Genomic DNA, 26,232 nt, shown 5'->3' with positions numbered 1-26,232 from the left:
CCTTTTCAATTTCAGCGCTGTAAGTCAGGAACAGAGGATTTACCTGAAGAGAGTTCTCCGTAAGAGAACTTACTGCGTTCATCAAATGATCAAGGCCCCTGCCGCTTCTCGCACTGGTTCCAACCACCGGAATACCCAAACTGGCGGCAAGCAGATCCAAATTAATCCGGATCTTCTTTTTTTGAGCCTCATCCATCAGATTAACGCACAGCACAACCTTGTCGGTAATCTCCATCGTCTGAAGAACCAGATTAAGATTCCGTTCAAGGCAGGTAGCGTCGGCGACAATCACAACTGCGTCCGCCCCTCCGAAGCAGATAAAGTCGCGGGCGATTTCCTCTTCTGTGGAGTTGGCCATCAGCGAATACGTGCCCGGTATGTCCACCATGATATAATTCTTGCTCTGATGCCGATATTTGCCTTGGGCGTTGAGGACCGTTTTTCCCGGCCAGTTGCCCGTGTGCTGATTCAAACCCGTCAGACTGTTGAATACCGTGCTTTTCCCAACGTTGGGATTTCCGGCAAGGGCCACGATTTTATCCTGCTGTGTTTCTCTTGCGATATGTAGTCCGCAGTAATTTAATAGTTCCGCTCCTGTCGATGTACTTGTTAATCCCATAATAGTTACTCCTCCCTAAAAATAAACTGGCGGGGCGAAAGGAACACCAAAATTGCCTGCTTTCACGTATCCTTAAACGATTTATGTAGACATAAAATCCGGTTTGCTATCGCCCCCCATGAATTTACGACATTGATACCATGATCCTTCCCGATACGTCGGACCGCAAAGCGATGACGGCTCCTCTGATCAAATAGGCCACTGGGTTGCCGGACGGGCTTTTATAGAGCGGCTCAATTTCAGTTCCGTCGATAATACCGAGATCGAGCATGCGCCTTCTAGTTGCACCATCGGATGTCAGGGCTGTAACATTGGCTTTTTTGCCGATTGGCAGCTGATTTAACGCTATTTGATGGTTATTCAATGTAAAACCCTCCTAATAATTAGCCTGGTGGAAGAAATTTTCCCTACGCTAACATATGGTTCCTAAGCTGAATGTGTTACGAATACATTATACCGAAAGAAAAATTTTTAATAAGGATTTGATTTTATGAATGACAACAAGAATTCGGATTTTCGGACCGTTCGGGGATATCAACTTGCAAATCAACAAGAGGGTCAATTAACCCCCGCTCAGGAAGACTATCTGGAGATGGCCTACAGGCTTTGTCTGGAGAATGATTACACCCGCGTCGGAAAGCTGTCCGAGCTTTTAAATGTCAAGCCATCGTCCGCCTCCAAAATGATTTTCAAACTGGCCAATCTTGGTTACTTAAAATATGACCGTTACGAAATTATCCAACTGACAGACAGCGGCAGGAACATTGGCAAATACCTTTTAAATCGGCATGAAACCGTGGAAAGCTTTTTAAGACTAATCGGTAATTCCAATCCCCTTGAGGAAACAGAACTAATTGAGCATTCACTAAGTTCCTCCACTGTTTCAGATCTGAATAATTTGCTTGAATATTTTAGGCTTGATACAGCGGCACAAAAAGGCTTTAACGATTTCAAAGAAAGTAGGCAAAAATAGTGTATAGGGTTCAGCCTAAGCGCTAGAACCTGCTTTTTTTAAAGTTGTCTGATTGAAGCTTAAAATCACAACTTCTCTTTAAGCGCATTAAGCAGAAAACTTTTCACCTTTTCTTGGTACATGGCATGCACCTCCGGATTCTTCCCCGCGAACCTTGCCATCTCATAGGCAAGTTCTTTGAACGTTCTGTCCAGACTGTCGTATAAAAAGGCGATCTTATTGGCTTCCGCCTTGTTATGTGCTGCCGTAAGGCTGGCACTCATTTTTTCGATGTTCTTGTAGCCGATCCTTTCTTTGAGCTTGTCATACTCCGCCTTCTTATTCTCCATATCCTGCTCCAGTTTCTGCCTGACCTTCTTCAGAACATCCACCTCAGCCTTCAGGTTATCGCGCTCCCCGCTCATCCCAGCGTTTTTGTCCTTTTCTTCGTTCAGGCCTTGCCGAAGATTCTCATTATCCTGCCGGGCCTGGTCCCGCTCCTCAAGGGCCCGGTCTTTTTCCTGTTGAGCCAGCTTCCAGTTATCCACCGCCTTTTTCATTTCACGGGTGCTCAGGCCTTCCACATCCAGATCGACGAGGAACTGAGCCCGGTCTTGCTTCGGAAGCCCCAAAAGGATCAGGGCCTGAGAGGAGGTCAAACTCGGCAGTTCCTGAGCCTGGGCGCCGACTTCGGGGAAGGCAGGCTGATTGCTCCCGTAGGCCTCAAAAATCAGCATAAACCGATCGGCTGTTCTCTGCGTGTAATTCACGGTCTCCTCCAGCCACTTACCCCATTCCCCATAGGGGAGCAGGTCCTTAGCTTCCTTCAGCCGCCGTCCAATTTCGATGGCCTGGACCAAGAAAATTTTTTCCATCTGGTGTCTGATCGCATTTATTTCAGCCGCAATAACCAGGGGCGTACGATTTGTAATCGAATCGCTCACGAATTGTCTCAATCCTCTCCTTGTCCTTCATTCTCATCATATGTGGTAACCTAACAAAGGTGACAAACTCATAAAAAGCCTATTCCCCAGAATAGACAACGTTGTCCATTCTGGGAATAGGCTTTAATTTTTTCAGGTTGTAACCCCTGGACAAGCAAGGTCATAAAATATAGGGACATGCTGGATCAACCCGGTTTGTCAATGGAACGAAGGAGGTGAAGGAATGGCTGTCGTAGCAACACCTTTGGATTCGGCGCTGGTCGTAGCCTACCAGAACGGAACCACCCCGGCCGGAGCTCCGATAACCCGGCTGAAAAGCCTGAGCTATGTGCGGGCCGACGCCCAGGAGCAAGCTCTGTATGAGGTGGCGCAGGCTTTATTCAGTCTGTCGCTGCATCCGATACTGGACGTGACGCTGCGAAAGAACTTCCAGCTGACCGACGAGTAACCGGCAAGTCAATCCAAACGAAAGGGGTAAGCGAATGGCCATCACAACCAGCAAGGTGGTAAGATTAAGTTTTACCACCGCCGGCGGTAAAAGTTTTTTAATAACGATTCCTAATCCACGGGAAGACCTGAGCCAGGCTGAGGTTCTGGCCGTTATGGATACGGTTGTCAACAGCGATATTTTCTTAACATCCAGCGGTGCAATCACAGGAGCACGGGACGTTAGGATAGTCGACACCACCACTAACGACCTTTTTGACTCATCCCAGGCTTAAACACGGTCTTGACACCCACTTTGACGTAACCACGGCTAGCATTTAGACTGCCGGCCAAGTCATCTTTGCCGGCAGTCCCGGGCCGCTGCCGCTCAGTCCTCAATTTCCAGCTTCTCTTGCAGTGCTTCCCGCAGAACCTGAGAGAAGTTTATTCTGTTTTCTTTGGCCAGATCGTCCAGCCACCTAGGGATCCGCAAGCTTTTATTGATGAGCCCAGCGTCGTTTATACGCCGGACTTCCAGCGTATCGACTTCTATTGGAACCACCGCCTCCCACGTCTGAATCCCATCTGCAAAAAACGTGTTTTCGGGGATTGGTTCCTGATTTTTTTCCAGATCATAGAGATAACACCCCAACGCACTCCTGGCCGCCAAATAAGCCTCAACGAAATCTTTTCCTTCAGCACTGAAGCCCGGAAAATCCGGAAAAAAGACTTTAAACTTTCCGGTCTCTTCATCTTTTCCAATATAAGCCCTATAAACATATTTTTTCATCTTGATCCTCCCTTGTTGGAATCTCCCCTATTCGCGCCAAATAAAGAAAACTTGGCTGGCGCAGGCGGCAGTTTAGTTGCTCTTTATACTTTCTGATAGTACAAAAAATGCCTGTTTGCCTTGTACACTATATGACAGAAGGGAGCTCAGGGACACAACGGATAAGAGAAGCGCGAAGTAATAAATAAAGCCTTCAAACGCATCATTGTGCTGTGAAGGCTTTTAGATCCTATAAGTTTGCATCTCTGCCCTTAAGCAGAGATGCTTTCGGCAAAAGAAAATCTCTCCTGCAGGCCGAACACGGGTTCATCCTGATCACCCTGGAAAATGACAATTACACCTGTTACTTCTGACACTGCGGACAATACACCGTTGTCCGTCCGGCAAGGCGAAGGCGCTCTAAGGTTTGCCCGCAAACTTTACAGGGTTCCCCGCCCCTGCCATAAACCTGCAGATCCTGTTCAAACCAGCCTTTTTCTCCGTTAGCATCCCGGTAATCCCGGAAGGATGTCCCTTGGGCATCGACACCGGCCTGGAGCACCGTCTTTATGGCCGCGTGCAGTTTGACGCTTTCCTCTTCGGACAAAGTGTCTGCCCGGCGTTGAGGCGATATTCCCGCCAGGAAAAGAGATTCATCCGCATAAATGTTCCCCAACCCGGCCAGGACATGCTGGTCGAGCAAAGCGGCTTTAAAAGTGACTTTTTTCTTTATAAGACGGTCTTTGAGCACTTCCGGCGTGAACTCGGCCTCCAAGGGTTCGGGACCAAGCTTGCTTAGGGAGGATTCCCGGACACACAGCGGGGTGGGTATGGCTTGTATCCTGCCAAATTTGCGCACATCGGAGAAATGCACTTCCCCGCGTTCCAATTGGAGAACTACATGGGTATGCTTTTCCGGCTCCCTGTGATCCGCATAATAATTAAGGCGCCCCGTCATCCGCATATGGGCGATTAGCGTCAGTTCCTCATCCAAACGAATGAGGAGATACTTTCCCCGGCGGTCCAGCTCTATGATTCGGCGTCCGATGACTAACTCCGCGAAAGCTTTGTCCTGCCAACCGCAAACAGCAGTGGGCCATATCAGTTTTACGTCGTTGATTTTCAAATCCTTAATGTGTACCGCTAAAGTTCGTCGAATCGTTTCGACCTCCGGCAATTCAGGCATAATTACTCCTCTTCTTTTCCTCTTTGCTTTAAGCGTCAGACAATTGTTCCGGTATATATTTCTGCATATCATACCAGTTTGTTCCGACTTTACAGTCCACGGTCATAGGAACGGAAAGCGGGAAGGCGTTTTCCATGGTTACTTTAAGCAGGCGAGCGACGCTTGCCAAATCCTCCGGAGCGACTTGAAGCAGGAGTTCGTCATGAACTTGCAAGAGTATAGCCGCCCGGAAGGGTTTTATTCTTTCGGCAACCTGGATCATGGCCAGTTTCATGATATCGGCTGCGGTTCCCTGAACGGGGGTATTCATGGCTATGCGCTCCCCAAGCTGCCGCTGGACCCTATTAGCGTGAAATAGTTCAGGAATCCTGCGCAAACGGTTTAACAAGGTACGGACTTGTCCCTCCTGTTTCGCTTGCGCCACCACGCTTTCCAAATAACATTTTACACCACTATAGCGTTTAAAATATTGTTCAATGTAAAACTTCGACTCTTTGCGGGGAATTCCTAAATCTCGGGAAAGACCGAATTCCGTTAAGCCATAAACGAGTCCAAAATTAACGGCCTTGGCGCTTCTGCGCATTCCCGGGGTGACTGCCTCAAGGGAAATACCGAAAACTTCCGCCGCCGTTCTGGTGTGAACATCCTGCCCTAAAGCGAAAGACTCGCAGAGCAAAGGATCTTGAGAGTAGTGAGCTAAAATGCGCAGTTCAATTTGAGAATAATCGGCCGAAAGAAGAATCCAGCCCGGTTCCGTGGGATGAAAAACTTTTCGCAGCAGCCGTCCCTGTTCCAGCCGAATCGGGATGTTCTGCAAATTGGGTTCAGTGCTCGACAAACGGCCGGTCGCTGTCACAGTTTGCTGGAAGGTAGTATGAATTCGTCCATCCTTCTCTTGAGCAAGCAATCCGTTGACATAAGTAGACATAAGCTTATTGAGCTGACGATAATCTAAGATCTTCTCAATAATCGGATGTGCTGTGCGCAGGTCTTCCAGAGTATCAGCATCAGTGGAATATCCGGTTTTAGTCTTCTTAGCCGTCGCTAACCCCAATTTTTCAAATAAAATAGCTCCTAATTGTTTAGGAGAGTTAATATTAAAGGTCGTCTCCGCCAAATCATAAATATCTTGTTCCAATTCTTTTAAGGTATCACTGATTCCTTCACCGAAATGCACCAGCTGCTCCACGTCAATGCCAATCCCTTGCCGCTCCATTTGTGCTAAAACAAAGCTTAAAGGTTCTTCAATAGAATGCAGCAATTCTCCCAAGCCCAGGGCTACCAGGTCTTCTTGAAATTTAGGTGCGACTTGAGCCAAGGCTGAGGCTTCTTCCGCTACACTCCCGAAAGCGTCTTGCTGGGGAACATATTCCTTAACCAAATCCAGAGGCGCAAACTTTGTCCGGGAAGATTGGATCAAGTAGGAAGCCAAGCCTAAGTCAAAGGCGACTCCCTTTAAGGTTCTGTTTTCATTTCCCAGCAATAAGGTCACGGTTTTACTATCTGTTAAGGTTTTAGGCACTTGTTCGTTTTCCAACAGCTCCAGCCAAGCCTCAACAACTGCGGAAGACACTTCATCCCGGGTCAGCTTGAAGGACTCCCCGGAGACAGCCACACCCCATTCCAGCCAGCGTCCGCCCTGCAGTCCGGTGCCTTCATGGCGGCAGGCTAAGGTAAGCGTTTGCCGGGCGGCTTGCCACTGTCCAATCTGCTGAAGCCAGCCCTCTTCAGTCAGCTCACGTTCCGGCCAGGGCACTAGAGCTATTTCAGGCGTTTCACTTTTACCCTCTCCATCATTGGCGTAACGTTCCTGCCACAAGCGAGTGACACTTTTTAAATCGTATTTCTTTAAAACGGGAAGCACTTTGGCGGCCTGAGGATGCCGATAAATAAGGTTGTCCAAGGAAAAAGGCAGCGGAACATCCGTGAGCATTGTCGCTAAGGTTTTACTAAGTCTGGCTTGATCCGCATATTCCATTAAATTGTTTTGCAGCTTTTTCCCGGAGACTTTATCCGCGTTCGCCAAGACTCCTTCCACAGTTTCATATTCCCAGAGCAATTTCAGGGCTGTTTTTTCACCAACGCCCGGAACACCCGGAATATTATCCGAAGTATCTCCCATCAGGCCTTTTAAATCAATAATTTGGTAGGGACGCAGTTGATAGCGCTCCCACAAAGCATGTTCGTCATAACACTCAACGTCGCTGATTCCTTTTTTGGTTAAAAAGATATGGGTCTTGGGGGAAATAAGCTGCAAAGCATCTCTATCACCCGTATAGACCTGGATCTCCATACCCTGAATTTCTGCCTGCTTGGTCACTGCGGCAATCAGGTCATCGGCTTCATAGCCCGCCAGCTCCAACATGGGAACATCGAGCTCCGTGAGAATTTCCTTGAGATAGTCAAACTGCGGGCGCAAGCCTTCCGGAGTTTCCTTTCTCTGGGCCTTATACCCGGCATACTGTTCAATCCGCACTGTTGCCTTTGTTTTATCGAAAGCTACCACCCAGTAATCCGGGTGTTGTTCCTGTTCTAAGCGAAAAAGCATCGTCAGAAAACCATGCAATACATTAGTCGGACGCCCATCCGACGTCGTTAAAGGCGGTAAAGCATAGAAAGCGCGATTCGCAAGGCTGTTTCCGTCTAAAATCACCATCTTCGGCATTGTGAAAACCCCTTTCTCTTCGCATTTACTATATCATACCGGCCGCTTTCTCACAAACCATAGGACCTAGGTGCAAAAAAGCAGCTTACCGCTAAGCAAGCTGCTTTTCCCTTATGCAAATCTCAGGTCGTCAGGAGTAGGTTTCTTATTTTTATTAAAAAGATTTCTTTACCGTTTCCTTAATCTTTTCCAGCATTTTTTTACGGGCGGAATCATCCACCTCAGTTACCGATCCAAACAACAGATGCTCCACAGGTTCGATGCCTGTAAAGCCGAAAATGCCCACATCCATTGTGGTTTTAAAAGCCGCATTCATGCCAATCGATTCATAGTGCTCCTCGGGGGCACCGTAGGTATTAATAATCATACCTTTCTTGCCCTTTAATAGAGGAACAGCGCCTTGAGCTCCCGCAGTATAGGCAAAGCCAAAAGAAAACACCCGATCAAAATAGCCTTTGAGAATCGCCGGCATATTGGACCACCAAATGGGATAAATGAAGATAATGGCATCGGACTCGGTAATGAAGTTTTGTTCAGTCTTAATATCCTCCGGAATTTTTCCGGTTTTCATCGACTCAGTGTCTTCCGGTTTTAATAAGGGCTGAAAATTAAGTTTGTACAAATCACGGACGATTACTTCATGGCCCTTTTCTTTTAAAGTGGATTCCACCTGATCTAAGATGGCCCGGTTAAAACTATCCTGGTGTTGATGGGCGAAAATAATTAATTTTTTCAAATGACATGCCTCCTTTTAATTCAGTATTATATCCAAAAGGAAAATTAATGCAAATAGGACATACACGTTAATCAGATCGTTATAAACTTTGTGGCGACATTCTCACTGAACGTCCTATCATGTTCCACAAACAAAATAGTCGGCTGATATTCAAGTAACAGCTCTTCGATTTGGATACGGGAAAGTATATCAATATAATTGAGCGGTTCATCCCAAACATAGAGATGTGCCTGTTCACATAAACTTTTGGCAATCAGCACTTTTTTCTTTTGGCCGCCGCTAAAGGTTGCTATATCCTTTGCGAACTGAACTCTGGAAAAACCAAGCTTTCTTAAAATCGCTTTAAAAAGGCTTTCATCAATTTCGTTGTCCGCGGCATAATCCGCTAGTTCCCCCTGCAGACAAGATGTGTCCTGTGAGACATAAGATATCTTAAGCTGGCTTCCTTTTCTGAAAGTACCGGTATAATTCATGGTCTCACCACAAATAAGTTTAAGAATGCTCGATTTCCCTGAGCCGTTTTTGCCCCTAAGCACAACGCGGTCACCCTGCTCAAGCGTAAAACTTATATCTGAGCAAGCCATCATTCCATCGTAAAAAACTGAAACATTATCCAGCTCAACAAGCCGTTCTTTATGGTAGGCCAACTGAGAAAGCTTCAGGCTGTCGGAATCCTCAAGGTTTTGGAGAAGCCTGGATTTTTCATCCAGAGCGGCTTGGCGTCGGTTTTCAATGGACTTGGAACGCTTCATCATTTTAGCGGCCTTATGCCCTACATAGCCCTTATCCAGCTTGGAACCGGAATTTTTGGTGCCGTTTTTGGATTTTTCCACGTCCTGCGACCATTTACTTGTCCGCTGAGCGGAATCCGTCAAGCGGTGAATGTCTTTTCTAAGCTTTTCATTTTCCGCGAGCTCAAAACTATCCTGCCTTTTTTTATTCTCCCACCAACAGGAAAAATTGCCTTTTTGGATTTCGATATTGGTCTTATTGATCGAAAGAATGTGGTCAACGCAGTTATCCAGAAATGCTCGGTCGTGTGACACTAAAATAAAACCCTGTTTGCTCTTGAGATAGTCACTGACCAGCTTTCTTGCCGCCATATCCAGGTGATTGGTCGGCTCATCAATTAAAAGAAAACTATTTTCTTTAAGAAACAAGGCGGCAAGCAGCACTTTTGTCTGTTCTCCATTGGATAAGGAAGCGAAAGGACGATATAAAACCTCTTCGGCAACCTCCAGCAAAGAAAGTTCACGCGTCAACTTCCAATAAAGATAGTCCGGAAAAATGTCGGCGATAACGTCAAGGGTGTTATTTGCTTTGTTTTCTACATTAAAAGGAAAATATTCAAAACTCACATTGGCGGAGATATTGCCCCGATAGTCATAATTGCCGAGCAACAAGTTGAGAAATGTGGTCTTACCTCTGCCATTTCTTCCCGTGAACCCCAATTTCCAATCCGTGTCTATTTGAAAACTGACGTTTTCAAAGATGTTGTCATAACTGCCCTCGTAAGCAAAGGTCAGGTTGGAAACATTTATTAACGACATAAAACATCCTCCTGTATAACAAGACATAATAAAAGCTGCAAGAAAGTAAATTCTTGCAGCTCATAACGATACAGCAAAACCAGCCCGGTCTCGGGTATGGTAAGAATGTATTATTTGAGTGAAAAGAAATAGTAACTTTCTTGCTAAGCACAATAAAAGAGGCGGTTTCAGCACCGTTTCTCCAATTTCATTATGCTGTATATCATTTAGCAAGAAAAATTACGCATCTTTCCATCTCCAATCGTCAATTGTCTTTCTTAGTTTACTACATCACCTTGATTAATTCAACTCAGGCATATTGGAGATTAATCCCAAATCCTGTTTGTCCGCTGTAAATTTGACAGTCAAATTATAGGCAGCGTCATTGTGAGCGAAGAAGGTTTTTGAAGCTTTTAGGTCAAATATTCTCCTATTAGAGAAAAGACACTATTCAGAACCTGCTGAGTAGTGTCTTAAATTCTTATACAAGCATTTAACGCCGCTTTGCGCCTTCTTTAAGGTGTCGCTGCACCAGCTTATGCAGCGACTCAATAATCGGTACGTTCGATTTGGATTTTATTTCTGTTTCTACCCCCTAAGTTTAAGCAGGAGTGCTACAATATAACTTAGTTTTAAATTACATAACAAAACGTTGCCTAAGCAATTCGTCCTGTTTTAATGAAGGGAGCCTGTCATGAAAGCCGAGAACAACTATCTTCTCATCAGCCTCGTGCTGACCTTTGCCCTTCTGGTGGTCTGCACTCTAAAAGGAATATTTATCGGCTTCCCGCTGGCATTATGTTGGCTTAACTTTGCTTTCATCGCTTGGCGGAGGGGATATTCTCTGCGGGAAATCCTTCAGATGTCCTATCAGGGCGGCAAGAAGTCGTTGATTGTTGTACGGATTCTTATCTTAGTGGGTGCCATAACCTCCCTCTGGATAGCAGCCGGGACGACACCGGCCGTCCTTTATTATGGAATACGGCTGCTGAACCCCAAGTTCTTCCTTGTCTATGCCTTTCTTATTAGCTCTGCCGTCTCTTTTTTGCTGGGAACCTCCTTCGGGACCGTCAGCACTGTTGGTTTAGCCTTGATTCTCATGGCCAAAAGCGGCCACCTCAATTCCAATATGGCGGCGGGCGCGATTATTGCCGGAGCCTATTTCGGTGACCGCTGCTCCCCTATGTCTTCAAGTGCTAATTTAGTTGCCAATTTAACAACATCGAATCTTTATGAGAACATTAAAGGCATGTTCAGAACGGGAACGCTGCCTTTCTTCTTATCGGCCCTGGCCTATCTGGGACTATCCTTAAACCATCCCTTGACATTTGCCGGTAATACTATGCTGACTGAGATATCCCGCCTTTTTTCTTTAAACTGGCTTGTGTTTTCGCCTGCTCTTGTGATCCTCATTCTTGCCTTTTTAAAAGTCGATGTTAAAAAATCGATGCTTGTCAGCATCCTTCTCGCCGGTTTCATAAGCATGGAAATGCAGCGGCGCAACCTGCTCGCTGTCCTGCAAATAGCCCTTTTAGGTTTTAAGCTGCAAGTTGACAGTCCGCTCAAGACAATTCTCCAGGGCGGTGGTATTCTTTCTATGTGGAAAGTGACCTTGGTCGTTTTTGTCTCCTGCTGCCTGGCCGGCCTATTCGCCGAGAGTAATATCTTAAAGGATTTTGATCAGTTTCTGGCCAAAGCCAAATCCCGCTCAAACAAGTTTTTAACGACAACCATCATGAGTCTTTTAACCTCAATACTCGGCTGCAGTCAAACAATCTCCATCGTCCTAACTCACTCCCTAATGGATAAGGTTTACACCGAAGGCAGACCCGCCAAGACCCAACTGGCCCTTGACCTGGAAAATACGGCAGTGCCCTTAGCGGCCCTGATCCCTTGGAATGCGGCGGGTTTTGTGCCTACCTCAACCTTAAATGTAAGCCTGATGGGTTTTATTCCTTTTGCCTTTTTCCTTTACCTTCTTCCCCTGCTGCAAATACTCTCGATCTACATTGCTAATCTGAGAACTTCGCCGCTCTATCAGTACAGAAAAAACATATAGAAGATAAACACCGTATTTTATAATTTCTGTTCTAACTTTCAGCCATCAGATATTTACAACTTCAGTATCAAGATGTAGTGTTTGTTGAAGTATCTTTGTTCCAATCCTTAGCAAAGGGCTCCAGAATACACAAAAGGGCTCCTCCTTGTGCCGGACAGTTTCATGATTTAAACTGTCCGGCACAAAGGGAGCCTAGCAGTGTGCTGTCGGAGTTTTTTCTATTTTCAGGAGGTAAGCCATCATAAGGTTTCCGCGACCGGAAGCCAGACATAAAAAGTTGTCCCTTCCTCAACAGTGCTCTCTACCCGTATCGTCCCCCCGTGAAGCTCAACAAGCGATTTGGTGATGGCTAAGCCAAGCCCCGCACCGCCATACTTCCGGGTCCTTGAAGAATCACTGCGGTAGAAGCGGTCGAATAGCTTGGGCAGATGTTCTTGCGGTATCCCGGAACCATTGTCTTTCACTGTCAGTTCTATCCCGTCCAGAGCTTTGGTCAAGGAAATCTGAATATCCCCTTTCACCGGATCGGTATGCTGGACCGCGTTGTGAAAAAGGTTCAGGACAACCTGCTTTAAGCGGTCTACATCAACGCAGCCTTTTAAATCAGAGGTGAGTTTTAAGCTAACTTTGCGGTCTCCGGCCAAAAGTCTCAATTGGGGGGCCATTTCCTTAATGACCCTATCCAGGGCTTCTTCTGCCAACTGAATTTTTGGCGAGCGGTCCAGCTTGGCCAGTAAAAGAAGGTCTTCCACCAGTTTCTTCATGCGTTCAGATTCCGCATACATGCTCGTCAATGAACGCTGAAGCATTTCCGTTTGGTTCATAGCCCCTCGGAGAAGAACCTCCAGGAAACCATGAATGGCCGTCAGGGGAGTGCGCAGCTCGTGGGAAGCATCGGCAACAAAGCGGCGCATCTGCTCTTTAGAGTCTTTTTCCGCTTCAAAAGACGCTTCGAGTCTTTGCAGCATCCCGTTAAAGGAATTAGCCAGACGGTCTATTTCCACCTGCCCTTGATCAACAGGTATCCGTTCCGCAAGATTTCCGGCATCAATCTGTTCCACGGTGTCAACCATATTCGACAGGGGGATGAGAGTTTTTCGCAACACCGGTATAAAGGCCAGCATCCCAGCGATTAAAGCAAGCAGGGAGATCCCTAAAAAGATGAGCAACTGCTGCAGCATCATCTCTTTCAAAGGTTTGGTACTAAGGCTTACTTGAATCAGCTCAGGAGTTTGATCCCTCGGCTGAATCGTCAGCAAAACAACCAGCTGCTCATTTCCTCCCGTAGGATTAACGACCTTATACTCTAAATTGCGCTTATTGCGCAGAGCATTTTGATACTCCTGTTCGTCCAGATGGGGGGAAGTTTCCGTGTTGGTATAACCATTGGAAAGCTCCGTCAGATTGCCTTTCTCGTCAATAAGGGCAACATTGGCGTCCGGAAGAAAAAATAAGGGCCCATGGTGATGCAGATCCCTCGGAGCGGAATTTGCCGAATCAGCCGAACTATCCCCCAAGTTTTGATCATCACCGCCATTCGTCATCAAATTCCAGGCATCAGGAGGGACCGACTGAACCTGATTCTGAATGCTTTTAGCTTGATTCTGGTAGATAAACCCTTGCATGAAAACATATTGGAATAAACCGATGACCACCAGCAACCCGGCCAAGAGCAGGAGGGAACGCGCCAAAAGTTGAAAGCGCAAAGAATTGGGAACAAAAAAACGCCGCAACCGGTTTGACCATTTCATAATAAGTCAACTCGATATCCCGCCCCGCGCAAGGTCCGGATCAGCCTATGCTCTTTGTCATTCAATTTATCTCTTAAAGAGCGGATATAAACTTCAACAATGTTTTCATCTCCGCCGAAATCATAACCCCACACTTTGTCTAAGATCTTCGCCTTGCTTAAAACCAAACCCTGGTTAAGCACCATGAATTTTAACAGCTCATATTCCGTTGTTGACAGCTCTAAAACTTTTTGTTGGTATTGGATTTCTTTGCGCCGGTCATCAATGCGAAATTCACCGGCTACTACTTCTCCCATCAGATTAGGGAATTGATTGCGTATCCGGGCATGAATGCGAGCCAACAATTCCTCAAAGCTAAAAGGTTTCATGACATAATCGTCCGCTCCCAAATTTAATCCCTTGACACGGTCTTCCACTTCATCCTTAGCTGTCAGCATGATTATAGCCACGTTTTCCGTCTTCTTCAGCATCCGGCAAACTTCAAAGCCGTCCATACCGGGCATCATAACATCAAGAATCACGATATGGGGGCGAAACTCTTTAGCCAAGGTGACCCCTGTCATTCCGTCCTGCGCTGTTCGCACCTCAAATCCCTCATTTTGCAGGCCCATCTCCAAAAACTGCAAAATATTTGGTTCATCGTCTACAAGCAATACCTTGATACCCTTTAAATTTTGCATAACTTAAGTCCTCCAATAATAAAAAGACATATTTCGACATTAACCTAAAGAATCTTAGTTAATTATTATATAATGAACTGAATTGACCCTGAGTAACGGCTGAAAGTTTGCTGAAATACTTTATGTAGGGATAATACCGAAGAACAATTGAAAGGATCTAAGCAAAATAATCTGGTTGTTTTTAATTAACTAAGAGTACTTACAACTTTTTTAAAGAGTCGATATTTCCCTTTATAAGATCAGGCAAATTCTTGCGCACTGTTTCCTCGTCCCAATTCCACCACTGTAGTTCTCTTAAGCGTGCAATTACACTTTGGGAAAAGCGTTTTTTAATTTCTCTTGCCGGTATTCCAGCAACAATGGTATACGGTGGAACATCCTTAGTCACAACCGCTCTCATCCCTATAATTGCTCCATCGCCTATCCGGACTCCTTGTCTAATCACCGCTTCATAGCCAACCCAAACATCATTTCCTATTATAATATCACCTTTATTATCCCAAGCATCTGTCATATCTCCGCTATCTAACTCCCATTCCTCATAAAATAAAGGAAACGGATAAGTGGAAAGCGATCCCATCCTATGATTTCCCGAGGTGAACATGAACTTTGCCCCACAGGCAATAGAGCAATATTTGCCAATGATTAATTTATCATTATTTATTGGATAATGATATAAAACATTATTGTTTTCAAACTCTCTGGGATCATTTACAAAATCATTGTACATGGTATAGTCTCCCACAATAATGTTCGGATTGGAAATAGCAGGCTTCAAATAAATTGTTGCTTTATCGCCCGTCCTTGGATAAATTCCTGAGCTATTCATAATTCTCTCCTATGCAGAGCGCATAATGCGTTTTACCTTATCAAAACAGACTTTCGATTTTTGCACCGTTAAGCGCTTTTTCTTTTACCCAATTTACAATCACATAAAAAAGGGGGGTCTTTACTATTATAGTACCTATCCTGGAGTCTCACAAATACGCCTGTTCATCATAGATGCTCCCTAAGCCCAATCCTTTACGAAGAAACAACTTGAGTAAACTGTGGGGAATTTGCCTCTCCTTGTTGTGCTTGATCAATAAAAAAAGGGAATCATGGTCATATCATCCCTCAACTGATCCGGAAAGTACCGGAAAGAAATAAAACGGGAAAAACCAGAACAGCCAAAGGATTACCCCACTAAGAGGCGTTAATCCTTTGGCTGTTAAGGCACCTGCCCTTAATTAAGCCATACTTTCACAATTAATTAAATAGATGGCTAATGATTGTGGGCACTTTCACATTTCTTTCGACATTACTTCATCTTAAATCACAAATGAAGGGATATTTCTCGTCGGGCCGCTAAATCGTCCTGTAATCTTTCAATTGGACAAGTTTCTCTGCTGAGGAAATGTCTCTGTCGAATCAACACTGACAGACTTAGTCTCATTGCCAAATATCACAGTGACCACACCGGTCATGATTACAAACCCAATCGCCATTATCGTGTAAATTGAGTTGACACCTATGGTATCCATGAGATAAGTGACAAGGTAGACAAAGAGAACTCCTCCCACAAACCGCGAAACTGCTTCGCAAGAGAACACACCCCGCCCGCGGACTTCGGTAGGATATTGTTCGGCGATATATGCCTTACAGGCTGGAAATACCCCGAGTCCAAATCCCCCGATCATTGCTCCGGTGATCAAAATAGCCGCCGTTGTTGAATGGTGGAACACGAACAGGATTAGTCCCAGGCTGCCCAGCAAGGCGTAAACGCCAATAACTATTTTCCGGCCAAATCTATCGGAAATAATACCCATGATAAGAGCCCCTACGGCACAGGCCATAAAAAGGTAGGAGTTAAAACGGAGAGCCGCGGCACTGCTGAGTCCTTGCCGTACCGAAAATGTCGGTCCATACACCAACAGCACATACCAAAAGATGAACGTACCGCTGTACATGATATCAAGAATTATCGTGCGCTTAAGGTATTTACGGCTGAAGGCCACCCACCAGGGAAAACTTTCTGTATTAAACGGAAGGTTCTCCACAACATACTCCGGCAGGGGCTTTTTCGCGCGTCGAGAAACCTCTTGCTCTATCTTGACCAGCGTTTTTTGGGCCCTTTCAACCTGCCCATTTTTCGCCAGCCACCTGACCGACTCCGGTAACCATATCACCATGGGGATTACAAACAAAAGAGGGATTCCGCCTGTAAGGAACATTATCTTCCAGGATATTGCAGCGGGATAGGCCTTAATGATTAAACTTGACACGAAAGGAGGAAGCGGATAGGTAAAATACAGCAGAGCCAATACCAGGCTGATGAAAGAACCCCTAGAGGCGGGCGGCGCATATTCGGAAATATAGGCCACGGGTGTCGGGAAAACCGCCGCCTGCCCAAAACCGGCTAAGAAGCGCATCACTACCACCATCATTACACCATGAGACAAGGCAGCGGCCATAGTGAAGACGCATTGAATAATTACCCCGGCGATCATCATTATCTTCCGGCCATAACGATCAACCATTACTCCTGCTGGGATCAGACCTACGACGATGCCTAAGGTACTGGCAATCGAAAGCAGTCCCAATTGAAAATGGCTGATACGCCAGATTGCCTGCATAGGCACCAGTGTACTTCCTGTTAAGCCAATGTCAAATGCCTCGGCAATAAACGCCAGCCCTGCCAAAATACATATTTTATAGGTAAACCACGTTGTTGGTAAACGGTCGATCCGAGCCGCCACTTCGTTCACAAATTCCCCTTGGTTAAATTTCCTTTCACTTTCAGTCACATTCATTTATTTTCCCCCCACATCCAGCTAGGCTACAATAATGACTGTTTTTCCCTAGAACACGGGCACTATGTCATATACATTGACCTTAGATGCTTAAAGGATTCTCTCTCTAGACCCTGGGGCTATAAAATTTGTTTTTTCAGCGTTTACCACGTCAAAAGTGCCCGCCTTACCACCACTAAAAATAACAACGTCTGCATTCGTGTGTCTTACCGTTACATCCTGTTCACTTTTAAGTTGTTATGATTAAATAGTGAAGTTTTTAACTTGTGGTTTCGGATATCACTCCTTCTTTCAATTACCTGCTTTTTCAAATTAAACGACTGCCGGTTAAAACCGGCTGTCGTTTAATTTTGTCAATTCTCCGTCTCATCAGTCTAGGATCTCTTCTCTTTTAATCCCATGATAATCCAGAACATATTTGTGTTTAGCTAAAAATGCTTCCTTTTCAGACTGGCCCGTCTTTCGGGAAAGCTGCTGTTTGATCCAGCTCAGTATAAACTGTCGCTCCCTTAACTCGTTTTCATCAATCGCGTCCCCACAGCAGTGAATATCTACGGTTGTTTGCACCCCCAGCACCCCCACTTATTAATGAACCGGTCCGCTACACTTCCGGGAGAGCAACTCTCGCCCAGAATTTAGTTATAAGATCTAAATGCTTACTCAATTCACGCGGAGGATCACTTGACAAAGTTTCCTTAAACGAAATCTCTCCAATTAAGGAACAAGCCGGGGATTCCTGGCTAATATAAGCAATCAGCCTGTCAAATAATCCCTGCACGTTTTCCTCACCCATTAGTTCCACTGCTGTCATAACTCTTTCCCGACGGATTTCCTCTTGACCGGCGCCACTTTCTTTAAGACCTGAAACCCAATCGCTATAAGCCTGAGAGTAGCGATTCCGAAAACTCGAATTTCTGTTTAAGATTTGGTCAAAATAGCGCCTGTCGCGAGTGAATATCTCAAGAACAGACTTAGAAGCGTAGTGCCCAAAGCCAACCTTTTCTGAAAAAAATTCACGCAAGGCCGTTCCCCCTTGTATTTAGATGAGGAAACATTTATCTGATCAGATAAGGCACAGTCTCCAGATATATGGCATCTTTAGGACAGACAAACCTGCATACGTCACAATACCAGCAGTCATCACGATAGGCCATGTAAGGATTGCTTTTGTTGTCCAGGCGCAGAACATCTCTGGGACATAGTTCCACACAAGTTCCGCAGGAGGTGCACTTATCCCGGTCTACTTTTACCCACTCATATGCTTTTCCCTCATATCGTTCCATACCTTATTCTTCCTCCTCCTTAGCATCAACCATTCTCTTGGGAATATCGTATCCTTCACGGACTACTTTCTCCACAATCCACGGGTCGTTAGTATCGTTGGGCGGATGAACATACCCTTTGCCAATGTCTATTTGCATCTTCGGATACTCGTATTCCAGCCGCTTAGTGTAATCCCACTTATAGCCGGGAACATCCTTTTTGGACAATTCCATTTCACCCGTACTCATGTTTTTCTTCACAGCGACCCACTTGCCGTCCCATTCCGGATTGCGCTGGGGATGGCTCATGCGGTAGTGACTCAAACCCCAACGGCTTTCTGTCCTGAAGAGAGAGGCTCTTGCGGCCATTTCCGCACAGTCAACAATACTTTGCACTTCCGTTACTTTAATCAAATCATGAAAATCAGCTACTTTTACCTGGGGTATATCTTCTCTTCTGATCCGTTCCGTCCACCAGAGCATCTTTTGAAACAGAGGATCACTCTTGGGCGGGGTCATGTACTGACTGATTTTGCTGCGTATTTTGATCTCTACTTGCTCAACCGGCAGCCCGTCTTCCCGCTCAAGAGCCGCACTGGTTTCTTTCCAGAGTTGCTCCGCGTCAATTTCCGGGGCCTCGCGTTTAGCGGAAGCCGCATAATTGGCTGCCATTTGACCGGCAATTTTGCCAAAAACGAAAGCTCCTGTCAGGTACTGGTGAGGAACCGAGGCACAGTCCCCTGCGGCAAAGAGACCGGGAACAGTTGTTTCAGTATCCTTGTTTACCCAGATGCCTGAGTTGCTGTGTCCGCTGCAAAGCGTAATTTCTTCCATACCCTGCTCCACAGAATCCCAGCAGCGATAATCTTCGTCACGCTGCTTGTGGAACTGGCCGCGCACCGTACGTTCGGTACCCCAGAGGATCTTTTCCAACCCTTTAACCGTGTCTTCCGGCAGGTGATCCATCTTCAGGTAAACCGGACCTCTTCCTTCTACAAACTCACGCCAGACCGCAAGGAACATATCTCCCGACCAGTAACCATGGCTCCAATATTTCTGTCCCAGAGCATTAACTCCATAACCTCCCCGCGGTATTACAACATATCCGCAGGCAGGACCGTTAAAATCTTTCATCAGCAGATTCGTTTGGAAACACTCCATGTTAACCAATTCCGCGCCCGCCTGGTAAGCTAAAGAATACCCATCGCCGGTATTCCCCGGAAACTCATAAATGCCGCTGAGATAACCGTCTCTGGGCATACCGAATTTTCCGGCACAACCCGCAGTGATGATAACGGCTGGGGCCTTAATCAGATAATGTTTCCCGCTTCTAATGTTAAAAGCAAAGACTCCGGCAATTTTGCCGTCTTTGGTCAGCAGCTTTACTGCCGCCGTACGGTCGAGTACTGTACAGCCAAGCTTACGCACCTGTCTAGCCAAACCCCTCTTAATGTCTTCCCCGTCCATGGCCATGTAAAGGGGTTTCTCGGTAGGATGGAGGTAGCTGGCCTTATAATTGCCCTTATCATCCAGGGGAAACAGATCGCCCGGTTTACGGTTGGTATATTCTTCAAGATCCTTCATAATTTCCAAAGACCTTTGCCCAAGAACATAGGCGCAGTCTTGATCCAATACTCCTTCAGTAACCTTGGTTAAAGCTTCAACTACATCTTCCGGGGTACCGTAGCCAGGAACAGAAACGATATTCAGGGCATCCATTCCCCTTCCGATAGCTCCTGATGTTTCAATAGGTCCTTTATCAAGGACAACCACTCTTGCCTTGGGATTTGTTTTTTTGGCATTTATAGCAGCAAAGGTGCCCGCGCTGCCACCGCCGAGGATCACAATATCTGCATCCATTTGTCTAACTGTCACATTTCTTCCCCCTTTTTTGATCGTTGATAATTTAAGGCTAGTGAAGTTTTTAACTTATTTTTACAGATACCACCTCTATTCTGAAAGAACTGTCTCAACCAGATTAAAAGTCTGTCTTAATTGTCGTTTCTGGTCTCTTGCAACCAAAGATATTGCAAAAGCTATGCCAAACCCATGTGATTTAAATTACTTAAATAATAAAAACTTGGCCGGTGCCAAGCTTGCCCAGGCGGCTGCTTGATTGCGCTTATAGCGGAAGGACGTCTTGCCAAGGAATTTGCACCTTCCTCCGGTCCAAATAGCTCTCTTAGTGCTTAGGCAGTGGAACTGCCTCTCTCCTTTGATACAAAAAAGCATCACCTTGGGGCGGCTAAGGCCACAAACCAAGGTGATACAGAATGGTATACCCGATACAAAGTTTAATCAGTAACGCGCAAGCCATATTTTTTTGCCTTGCGCACGACCGTAGGCTGAGCGACCCCCAAGGCAGCCGCCGCTTTACGAGTGCTCCCAAATCGTTCCAAAGCCTGTTGCAAAAGGCGTTTCTCTAAACTTTCAGTAGCTTTTTTCAAATTTATAGATTCACATCCCACGACTTCGGTCAATTCCAGTTCTCTTTTTAACTCCTCGGGAAGCTGCTCCTGACATATTTCCTCGCCGGGAGAAGTGACCACCAAACGTTCGGTAAGATTTTCAAGCTCCCGAACATTTCCCGGCCAGGAATAACTCACCATCAGATTAATTGCCGGGGACGAATATCGTTTGTTTAACTTATATTTTTTATTGAATTTATCCAGGAAATGAAACAGCAGGGGCAGGATGTCTTCTTTGCGCTCCCTTAAAGGCGGAATCGTAACCGGAACAACATTTAAGCGGTAGTAGAGGTCTTCTCTAAACTTCCCTTCCGCTACCATTTTCTTTAAATCCCGATTGGTGGCTGCGATAATACGAACATTCAGATTAATTGGTGTAGTTCCCCCCACCCGATAAACCTGACGGTCCTGGATAGCCAATAATAACTTTGGTTGGAGCTGCAAAGGCATTTCGCCAATTTCATCAAGAAACAAGGTTCCTCCTTCAGCCATTTCAAACAAGCCAATCTTGCCCTTTTGACGAGCACCGGTAAAGGAGCCGCCCTCATAGCCGAAAAGTTCCGACTCTATCAGGGTCTCCGGAATCGCTCCGCAGTTTATTTTAATAAACTGTTCTTCACCCCGCTTGCTTAATTTATGAATTAACTTGGCCAGCACTTCTTTGCCCGTTCCGGAATCGCCTAAGATGAGAATTGTGGCCTCAGCCTGAGCGGCCCTGCTGACAAAGTTTACTACTTCCTTCATTCCGTCGCTTCTGATGACTAAGCTGTCTGACTGAAGTTGCTGCTCCCGAAGCAGTCTGATTTCTTCTTGAGTTTTTTCCAGTTCCCTCTTTATGCTCAATAATTCCGTCATATCCCGTATGTTAGAAACAATTCTCCATATTGACCCGTCTTTATCAAACACGGGAATGCCTGTTACCAGAGCATCACGGCCTGTTCTAGTTTCATAAATAATACTCACCGGCTTCATCTCTTGCATGACATGAATAGCCGCGGAATCCGAATAATACCCTTCATTGACAATATCATAAACAGACCGTCCGATCATATCTTCCCGTTTAATACCGGCAAAATCTTCCCAGGACTTGCTTACACGCAGAGTCATGCCTTTGCCATCCATTATCCAGATTCCATCGTGAGACCAGTCAAGAATTGCGTCCAATTCAAGAGCTTTTTCCCGAGCTTCCTCAATTTCCGGGAAGAGGCCGATGGAGAATTCCTTATTAAAATAATTTACTGCAGTATTGTTCATTTTTTCCATAACAATCCCCCTCGTAGGTGCGATTTTACATGCGCCATTTTATACCTGGTAATTGTAGTGGCTAATTTTTTCAAACGAACAGAAACTTTCTCTATAGTCCGACTGGAATAAGAACTACTCCCCCTTCTAATTATAAGGCTTTTTTATCTTAAAAATAAGGATTTTTTATATAATGTAACAAGTTTTTTTTTGCCGTTTTCAGGCGCCTTTGAAGCGAAATTGTCTGTGAGCGGTGGCGACGACTGTTGATATTTGCAGAAAATACGATGCTAGCCTAAGCATCTAAACTCGTTGTAAAGAATCTTACCTCTTAAAAACGACCTCTTCTCCCTAAATCAGTGACATTTCTACAGGCTAAAATACAATTAGATTAAAGCATTTTAAATCAGTAAAAGCTGTCAGACCTGATTCCACCCGCTGGGCAAGCAACTGTGAAGGAGGTGTCTTAAATTAGCGGCAAGCTATAAAAATTTTGAGGATATTTTTAAAAAGACGCTTAAGCTTTTGAAGTAATCTTACGATACAAAGAATAGGAGGAACAAGAGTGCTGGTGTTAGGCAGAAAACCCGGCGAGTACATTATGATTGGCAACGACATCATGGTCAAAGTCATCAGAAGTAATACGGGAGATTTAAGACTTGCCATTACGGCCCCCCAAAATACGATGATCACTCGCGGGGAATTGTATAAAAGTTTAAACAGTTCTTTCCCACTCAAGGGACAGCAACGTTATAACCAATAACATTCAAACTAAAGATAATTACAAGGACGAGCAAATAAGTCAAATCCACTCCTGCAGGATGCGGGAGAAGATTTGAAGTATTTGCTCTTTTTTTGTTGTTTATTAAATCAAGGAGGAAAAAGTATGCTGGTATTAGGAAGAAAGCCGGGCGAATATGTGATGATTGGCGATGACATCATGGTTAAAGTCGTGAAAAGTGACTTTGGCGATTTGAGACTGGCCATTGAGGCTCCCAAAAACACCCCCATCACTCGGGGAGAATTGTACGAGGAACAAAATAGGCCCCCTGAGACCACTTAAGGCAAAGCCAATTCAAGTTGACAGTGCTTTAACATATAACCTACTCCAAGGACGATGACTTTTGCTCATTCTCGGCAGGACGCCGGATCGAATGCAGCAAAGCTCGTCCTTTTTTAGTTTTCAGATTCTAATTTCACGGTAATAAGCCGAGTGGCCATGAGGCTTGTTATAAATACACGGAAGTTTAAAAAAGAAACACGGAGGTTTTATCATGATTATCAACACAAATATCGCAGCCCTTAACACCATTCGCCAGTTAGGCATTAACGAGAAGAACACCCAAAGCGCTTTGTCAAAACTGTCCTCCGGTCTGCGCATCAACAGCGCGGCTGACGATGCGGCCGGATTGGCTATTTCCGAAAAAATGCGCGGCCAAATCAGTGGTTTGAATCAAGCCAGCAGCAACGCGCAAAATGGTATCAACATGGTATCCACTGCTGAAGGCGCTTTAAACGAGACCACCAGTATTCTCCAGCGGATGCGCGAACTCGCAGTCCAGGCATCCAACGATACGAACACCACGGATGACCGTACGGCGATGCAGACGGAAATGAACCAACTGACTTCCGAAATCAACCGGATTGGCAATACGACTGAGTTTAACACCCAGAAGCTGTTAAAAGGGACTACCGCCCCTGTTGTGACAACTGCTCAGGCAACAAATACAGACGTTGCAGGTGTGACTGGCGTAGCGGTCGGAGCAACATCAGACTTGACGGTTAACACCAAGAGCGTTGCGGCAGTGGCCTCCTCGGCCTGGGTTGAGGGGAACAAAGCTGAGGCTACCGGGGCTGTGGGAACAACAGCGCAAACACAAACCAGTGTTGCCGGCCATGCGGCTTCAGCAACCATGGCAGAGTTGACGTTCTCTTCATCCACAAACAGTGATGCCTTAAATGGTTACACTATACAAATTACGCAACAAGCGGGAACTTCCCAAGCTGATACGGTTACAACAGATTCAACCAATAAAATAATCAGCTTTAATATTGGTACTGATGCCAGTGGTAATTCCAGCTTTACCGGTACGCAAAATGTAGGCAGCCTGTATAATTATCTCTCCAACATGTCCGGTTATGGTTCTTCAGGTGTAACGATTACTGCTCCGACACAAGCGAATTCTTCCGATCCTTTAACGAACATGGAAGATTCCACTCAAACCGCTACGGCGAAGACTTTGTATTCTCAGGCAATGTCTGGTGGCGTTACCGAAACACAAGGAACTAATACCTTTACCATAACTAATACCTTTGATGAAGCGGGAGATACAATCAATGTCGGCGGACAAACGTTTACTGCAGTGTCGAGCGGAGCTGATGCCAGTAAAGGTCAGTTTAATATTGACGCCAAGAATGGTTATCTCCAAGGCGGAGCGGCAGCCGATCTAACAAAGGATATGACCAGCGGCAGCGGTGCAAGCGGCTTAACACAGGTCGAATGGGATATGGATGCCGTTACAACCGGTTTTGCCGTTGCCGGTACTGCCACAGTTCAATTTAATGGTGTTAACGTTACAATTAATGCTGCCTCCGCTGATGCTACACACACCTCCACGGCAGGTACAGTGCAAGCAGGGGCAACCGGAACGGCTGTAACTGTTAATGTCGTAACAGGTGGATCGGTGCAGGACGCTGCCGATGCCATTATGGCCGGGTTAAACGCAGCGAAAACCGCGGGCGGTTCCTCCGGTCCTTTAGCTCACTATACTTTCTCCGACACTGGAGCGGCTTTAACGATTAAAGGGGATGGATCACAAGGCACAAGCGCTAACGCTCTCGGTGTTACTGTAACTGCGGGCGCCACAACACTGGCCGGCCTTGTTACCAAAGCCGCTCCGACAACAGCAGGATTAGCGGATACCGTGACATTCGGAGTCGAGGGTACAAACTATACTCTTAATAACTCTGATTTAGCCAAATTTAATGGCTCACTGACTCAGGAAGAAGCACTTTCAATTATCAAAGGAGCAACCAGTGCAGGCGGAGCGACATTAGGTTCTGTCGCTGACGTGTCTTTCAATGCTGCCGGTAAACTGGAGATCGTTTCTAAGACAAGTGCTGGCGCCGCAGTGACATATACAAGTTCTGCCAATGCTGATCAAGCCCATATTGATGCCTTATTTGGTTCCACTGCCGGTAATGTCTCAACCGCCGGAGCCGCGAGCGGTGCTACGGCTGACGATCAAGCGAGAAGCCTGCGGGTAGCCATTAATGCTAACACAACTTTAAATCAGAGATTTACGGCCTCCGGTTCAGCTAATGCCGGTGAAATTGTTGTAAAAGAGAATGCCGGTCAAGCAGCCGGTACGGCTTTAGCAGCTGTTACCGTTGCGGGAGCAGGAACTGATAACAAATTAATCATTTCCGATAGCTCAGGAAACGACCTGAAGACTGTTACCATCAGGCAAAGTCAAGCTGCAGATGCTTGGGGGGCCAATGCTCTGCACGTGGCAAGTGATGCCAGCGGTAACCTGACTATCAGTTTGGCGAGTGATGCGGCCTATAAAAATACTGCCGCTAATATTCAATCCGCTATCCAAGCTTTGGGCACTCAAAACGGTGTGGATTTTACAAACTATACCGTTAAGTCCACTGGTAACTGGGATACGGAAGAGGTCGGCAACGATATTAATTTAAGCAGTGCAACCCTCGTTGGCGGAACTCCGGCAGTGAAAGGCGATTATAGCTTAGATATCACCAAAGCTTTTGCCGCCGGTGACATGGTAACCATTAAAGGGCAAACCTTCACAGCAGTCGACGGTGGGGCTGTCGCCAGCAAAGGTCAGTTTAACATTTCCGGCGGCGATATGACTCAGCAAGCCGCAAGCCTGCGTACTGCCATTGCTCTGAACAGCACTCTGGCCGGTTCTTACAGTGTCGGTGGTTCAGGTTCTACGATTGAGTTGACGGAAACAACGGCTACTGGTGTTGACCTGAAAACTACAGATGCTAAAGTTAGTGGAACGGGGACCCAAGGCCAATACTCCGTAAGTGTCGGCGACCTGCTTGCCAACGGCGCAGCTTTTGTCCTGGACGGACAGCAGATTAATGTTTCCAACAAAGTTGCTAATGTCGGTTATAGCAATGGAA

Annotated in this window: 23 protein-coding genes and 1 pseudogene; 7 read left to right on the top strand and 17 right to left on the bottom strand. The window is 46.0% G+C overall.

Annotation, left to right across the window (positions count from 1 at the left end):
- Together REC12_RS03310 and REC12_RS03305 are read right to left on the bottom strand one after the other, a co-directional pair.
- A partial coding sequence (locus REC12_RS03310; RefSeq protein ID WP_308892359.1) for a FeoB small GTPase domain-containing protein occupies positions 1-619 on the bottom strand: 619 nt, incomplete at its 3' end.
- 124 nt (positions 620-743) lie between these two features.
- Entirely contained in the window at positions 744-983 is a 240-nt protein-coding gene (locus REC12_RS03305) for a FeoA family protein (RefSeq protein ID WP_308892358.1), read from the bottom strand.
- Between the two features lie 126 nt (positions 984-1,109).
- On the opposite strand from REC12_RS03305, the gene REC12_RS03300 reads away from it, so the two are divergent.
- On the top strand, positions 1,110-1,592 hold the full coding sequence (locus tag REC12_RS03300) for a metal-dependent transcriptional regulator (protein ID WP_308892356.1): 483 nt from the start codon (positions 1,110-1,112) through the stop codon (positions 1,590-1,592).
- Between the two features lie 65 nt (positions 1,593-1,657).
- Here REC12_RS03300 and REC12_RS03295 read toward each other — a convergent pair whose 3' ends face one another.
- Positions 1,658-2,515: a DUF3102 domain-containing protein gene (locus tag REC12_RS03295; RefSeq protein WP_308892355.1), complete on the bottom strand. Its 858-nt coding sequence runs from the start codon at positions 2,513-2,515 to the stop codon at positions 1,658-1,660.
- Between the two features lie 223 nt (positions 2,516-2,738).
- Between REC12_RS03295 and REC12_RS03290 the strand changes: the two genes are divergently transcribed.
- Positions 2,739-2,963, top strand: coding sequence for a DUF1659 domain-containing protein (locus REC12_RS03290; protein WP_308892353.1), 225 nt, complete (start codon positions 2,739-2,741; stop codon positions 2,961-2,963).
- A gap of 34 nt (positions 2,964-2,997) precedes the next feature.
- Positions 2,998-3,237: a DUF2922 domain-containing protein gene (locus REC12_RS03285; protein ID WP_308892352.1), complete on the top strand. Its 240-nt coding sequence runs from the start codon at positions 2,998-3,000 to the stop codon at positions 3,235-3,237.
- Positions 3,238-3,329: 92 nt separating this feature from the next.
- On the opposite strand, the gene REC12_RS03280 is transcribed toward REC12_RS03285, so the two are convergent.
- From REC12_RS03280 to REC12_RS03260, 5 genes are all read right to left on the bottom strand, one after another.
- Positions 3,330-3,731 carry a type II toxin-antitoxin system HicB family antitoxin gene (locus REC12_RS03280; protein WP_308892350.1) on the bottom strand — a complete coding sequence of 134 codons (402 nt, stop codon included), beginning with the start codon at positions 3,729-3,731 and terminating at the stop codon, positions 3,330-3,332.
- A gap of 343 nt (positions 3,732-4,074) precedes the next feature.
- Positions 4,075-4,896 carry a bifunctional DNA-formamidopyrimidine glycosylase/DNA-(apurinic or apyrimidinic site) lyase gene (gene mutM, locus REC12_RS03275; protein WP_308892348.1) on the bottom strand — a complete coding sequence of 274 codons (822 nt, stop codon included), beginning with the start codon at positions 4,894-4,896 and terminating at the stop codon, positions 4,075-4,077.
- Positions 4,897-4,924: 28 nt separating this feature from the next.
- Positions 4,925-7,561 carry a DNA polymerase I gene (gene polA / locus REC12_RS03270; protein ID WP_308892347.1) on the bottom strand — a complete coding sequence of 879 codons (2,637 nt, stop codon included), beginning with the start codon at positions 7,559-7,561 and terminating at the stop codon, positions 4,925-4,927.
- Between the two features lie 154 nt (positions 7,562-7,715).
- Positions 7,716-8,297 carry an NAD(P)H-dependent oxidoreductase gene (locus REC12_RS03265; protein ID WP_308892346.1) on the bottom strand — a complete coding sequence of 194 codons (582 nt, stop codon included), beginning with the start codon at positions 8,295-8,297 and terminating at the stop codon, positions 7,716-7,718.
- Between the two features lie 71 nt (positions 8,298-8,368).
- Entirely contained in the window at positions 8,369-9,847 is a 1,479-nt protein-coding gene (locus REC12_RS03260; protein ID WP_308892344.1) for an Lsa family ABC-F type ribosomal protection protein, read from the bottom strand.
- A gap of 673 nt (positions 9,848-10,520) precedes the next feature.
- Here REC12_RS03260 and REC12_RS03255 point away from each other — a divergent pair.
- Positions 10,521-11,885: a Na+/H+ antiporter NhaC family protein gene (locus tag REC12_RS03255; RefSeq protein ID WP_308892342.1), complete on the top strand. Its 1,365-nt coding sequence runs from the start codon at positions 10,521-10,523 to the stop codon at positions 11,883-11,885.
- Between the two features lie 239 nt (positions 11,886-12,124).
- Here the strand turns inward: REC12_RS03255 and REC12_RS03250 are convergent, their stop codons facing one another.
- The 9 genes from REC12_RS03250 to REC12_RS03210 all read right to left on the bottom strand — a co-directional run bounded on the left by REC12_RS03250 (position 12,125) and on the right by REC12_RS03210 (position 22,101).
- Positions 12,125-13,636 carry a sensor histidine kinase gene (locus tag REC12_RS03250; protein ID WP_308892340.1) on the bottom strand — a complete coding sequence of 504 codons (1,512 nt, stop codon included), beginning with the start codon at positions 13,634-13,636 and terminating at the stop codon, positions 12,125-12,127.
- Positions 13,633-14,316: a response regulator transcription factor gene (locus REC12_RS03245; RefSeq protein ID WP_308892339.1), complete on the bottom strand. Its 684-nt coding sequence runs from the start codon at positions 14,314-14,316 to the stop codon at positions 13,633-13,635. The genes REC12_RS03250 and REC12_RS03245 overlap by 4 nt, the downstream gene beginning before the upstream one ends.
- 199 nt (positions 14,317-14,515) lie before the next feature.
- The gene (locus tag REC12_RS03240) at positions 14,516-15,145 is read right to left on the bottom strand and encodes a CatB-related O-acetyltransferase (protein ID WP_308892338.1); all 630 of its coding nucleotides are present in this window, start codon (positions 15,143-15,145) and stop codon (positions 14,516-14,518) included.
- 538 nt (positions 15,146-15,683) lie between these two features.
- Entirely contained in the window at positions 15,684-17,108 is a 1,425-nt protein-coding gene (locus tag REC12_RS03235; protein ID WP_308892337.1) for an MFS transporter, read from the bottom strand.
- Positions 17,109-17,477: 369 nt separating this feature from the next.
- A complete protein-coding gene (locus REC12_RS03230) occupies positions 17,478-17,675 on the bottom strand; it encodes a hypothetical protein (RefSeq protein WP_308892335.1) in 198 nt (65 codons plus the stop codon).
- Between the two features lie 34 nt (positions 17,676-17,709).
- The gene (locus tag REC12_RS03225) at positions 17,710-18,129 is read right to left on the bottom strand and encodes a hypothetical protein (protein WP_308892333.1); all 420 of its coding nucleotides are present in this window, start codon (positions 18,127-18,129) and stop codon (positions 17,710-17,712) included.
- 34 nt (positions 18,130-18,163) lie between these two features.
- On the bottom strand, positions 18,164-18,391 hold the full coding sequence (locus tag REC12_RS03220; protein WP_308892331.1) for a 4Fe-4S dicluster domain-containing protein: 228 nt from the start codon (positions 18,389-18,391) through the stop codon (positions 18,164-18,166).
- A 3-nt stretch (positions 18,392-18,394) separates the two neighbouring features.
- The gene (locus REC12_RS03215; protein ID WP_308892330.1) at positions 18,395-20,245 is read right to left on the bottom strand and encodes a fumarate reductase/succinate dehydrogenase flavoprotein subunit; all 1,851 of its coding nucleotides are present in this window, start codon (positions 20,243-20,245) and stop codon (positions 18,395-18,397) included.
- Positions 20,246-20,664: 419 nt separating this feature from the next.
- Positions 20,665-22,101: a sigma-54 interaction domain-containing protein gene (locus REC12_RS03210; protein WP_308892328.1), complete on the bottom strand. Its 1,437-nt coding sequence runs from the start codon at positions 22,099-22,101 to the stop codon at positions 20,665-20,667.
- Positions 22,102-22,645: 544 nt separating this feature from the next.
- On the opposite strand from REC12_RS03210, the gene REC12_RS03205 reads away from it, so the two are divergent.
- The 3 genes and pseudogenes from REC12_RS03205 to REC12_RS26590 form a co-directional block, all read left to right on the top strand.
- Positions 22,646-22,843: a carbon storage regulator gene (locus REC12_RS03205; RefSeq protein ID WP_308892326.1), complete on the top strand. Its 198-nt coding sequence runs from the start codon at positions 22,646-22,648 to the stop codon at positions 22,841-22,843.
- 123 nt (positions 22,844-22,966) lie between these two features.
- Complete coding sequence (locus REC12_RS03200) at positions 22,967-23,143, top strand: carbon storage regulator (RefSeq protein ID WP_308892325.1); 177 nt, start codon at positions 22,967-22,969, stop codon at positions 23,141-23,143.
- Positions 23,144-23,354: 211 nt separating this feature from the next.
- A pseudogene (locus REC12_RS26590) lies at positions 23,355-23,711 on the top strand (flagellin N-terminal helical domain-containing protein); the annotation flags it as partial.
- Between the last annotated feature and the right edge of the window lie 2,521 nt (positions 23,712-26,232).

The sequence above is a fragment of the Candidatus Desulfosporosinus nitrosoreducens genome, from assembly GCF_030954495.1.
GTDB lineage: Bacteria > Bacillota > Desulfitobacteriia > Desulfitobacteriales > Desulfitobacteriaceae > Desulfosporosinus > Desulfosporosinus nitrosoreducens.
The sequence above is the reverse complement of the archived record's forward strand: the minus strand, read 5'-3'. Positions and strand labels throughout refer to the sequence as shown.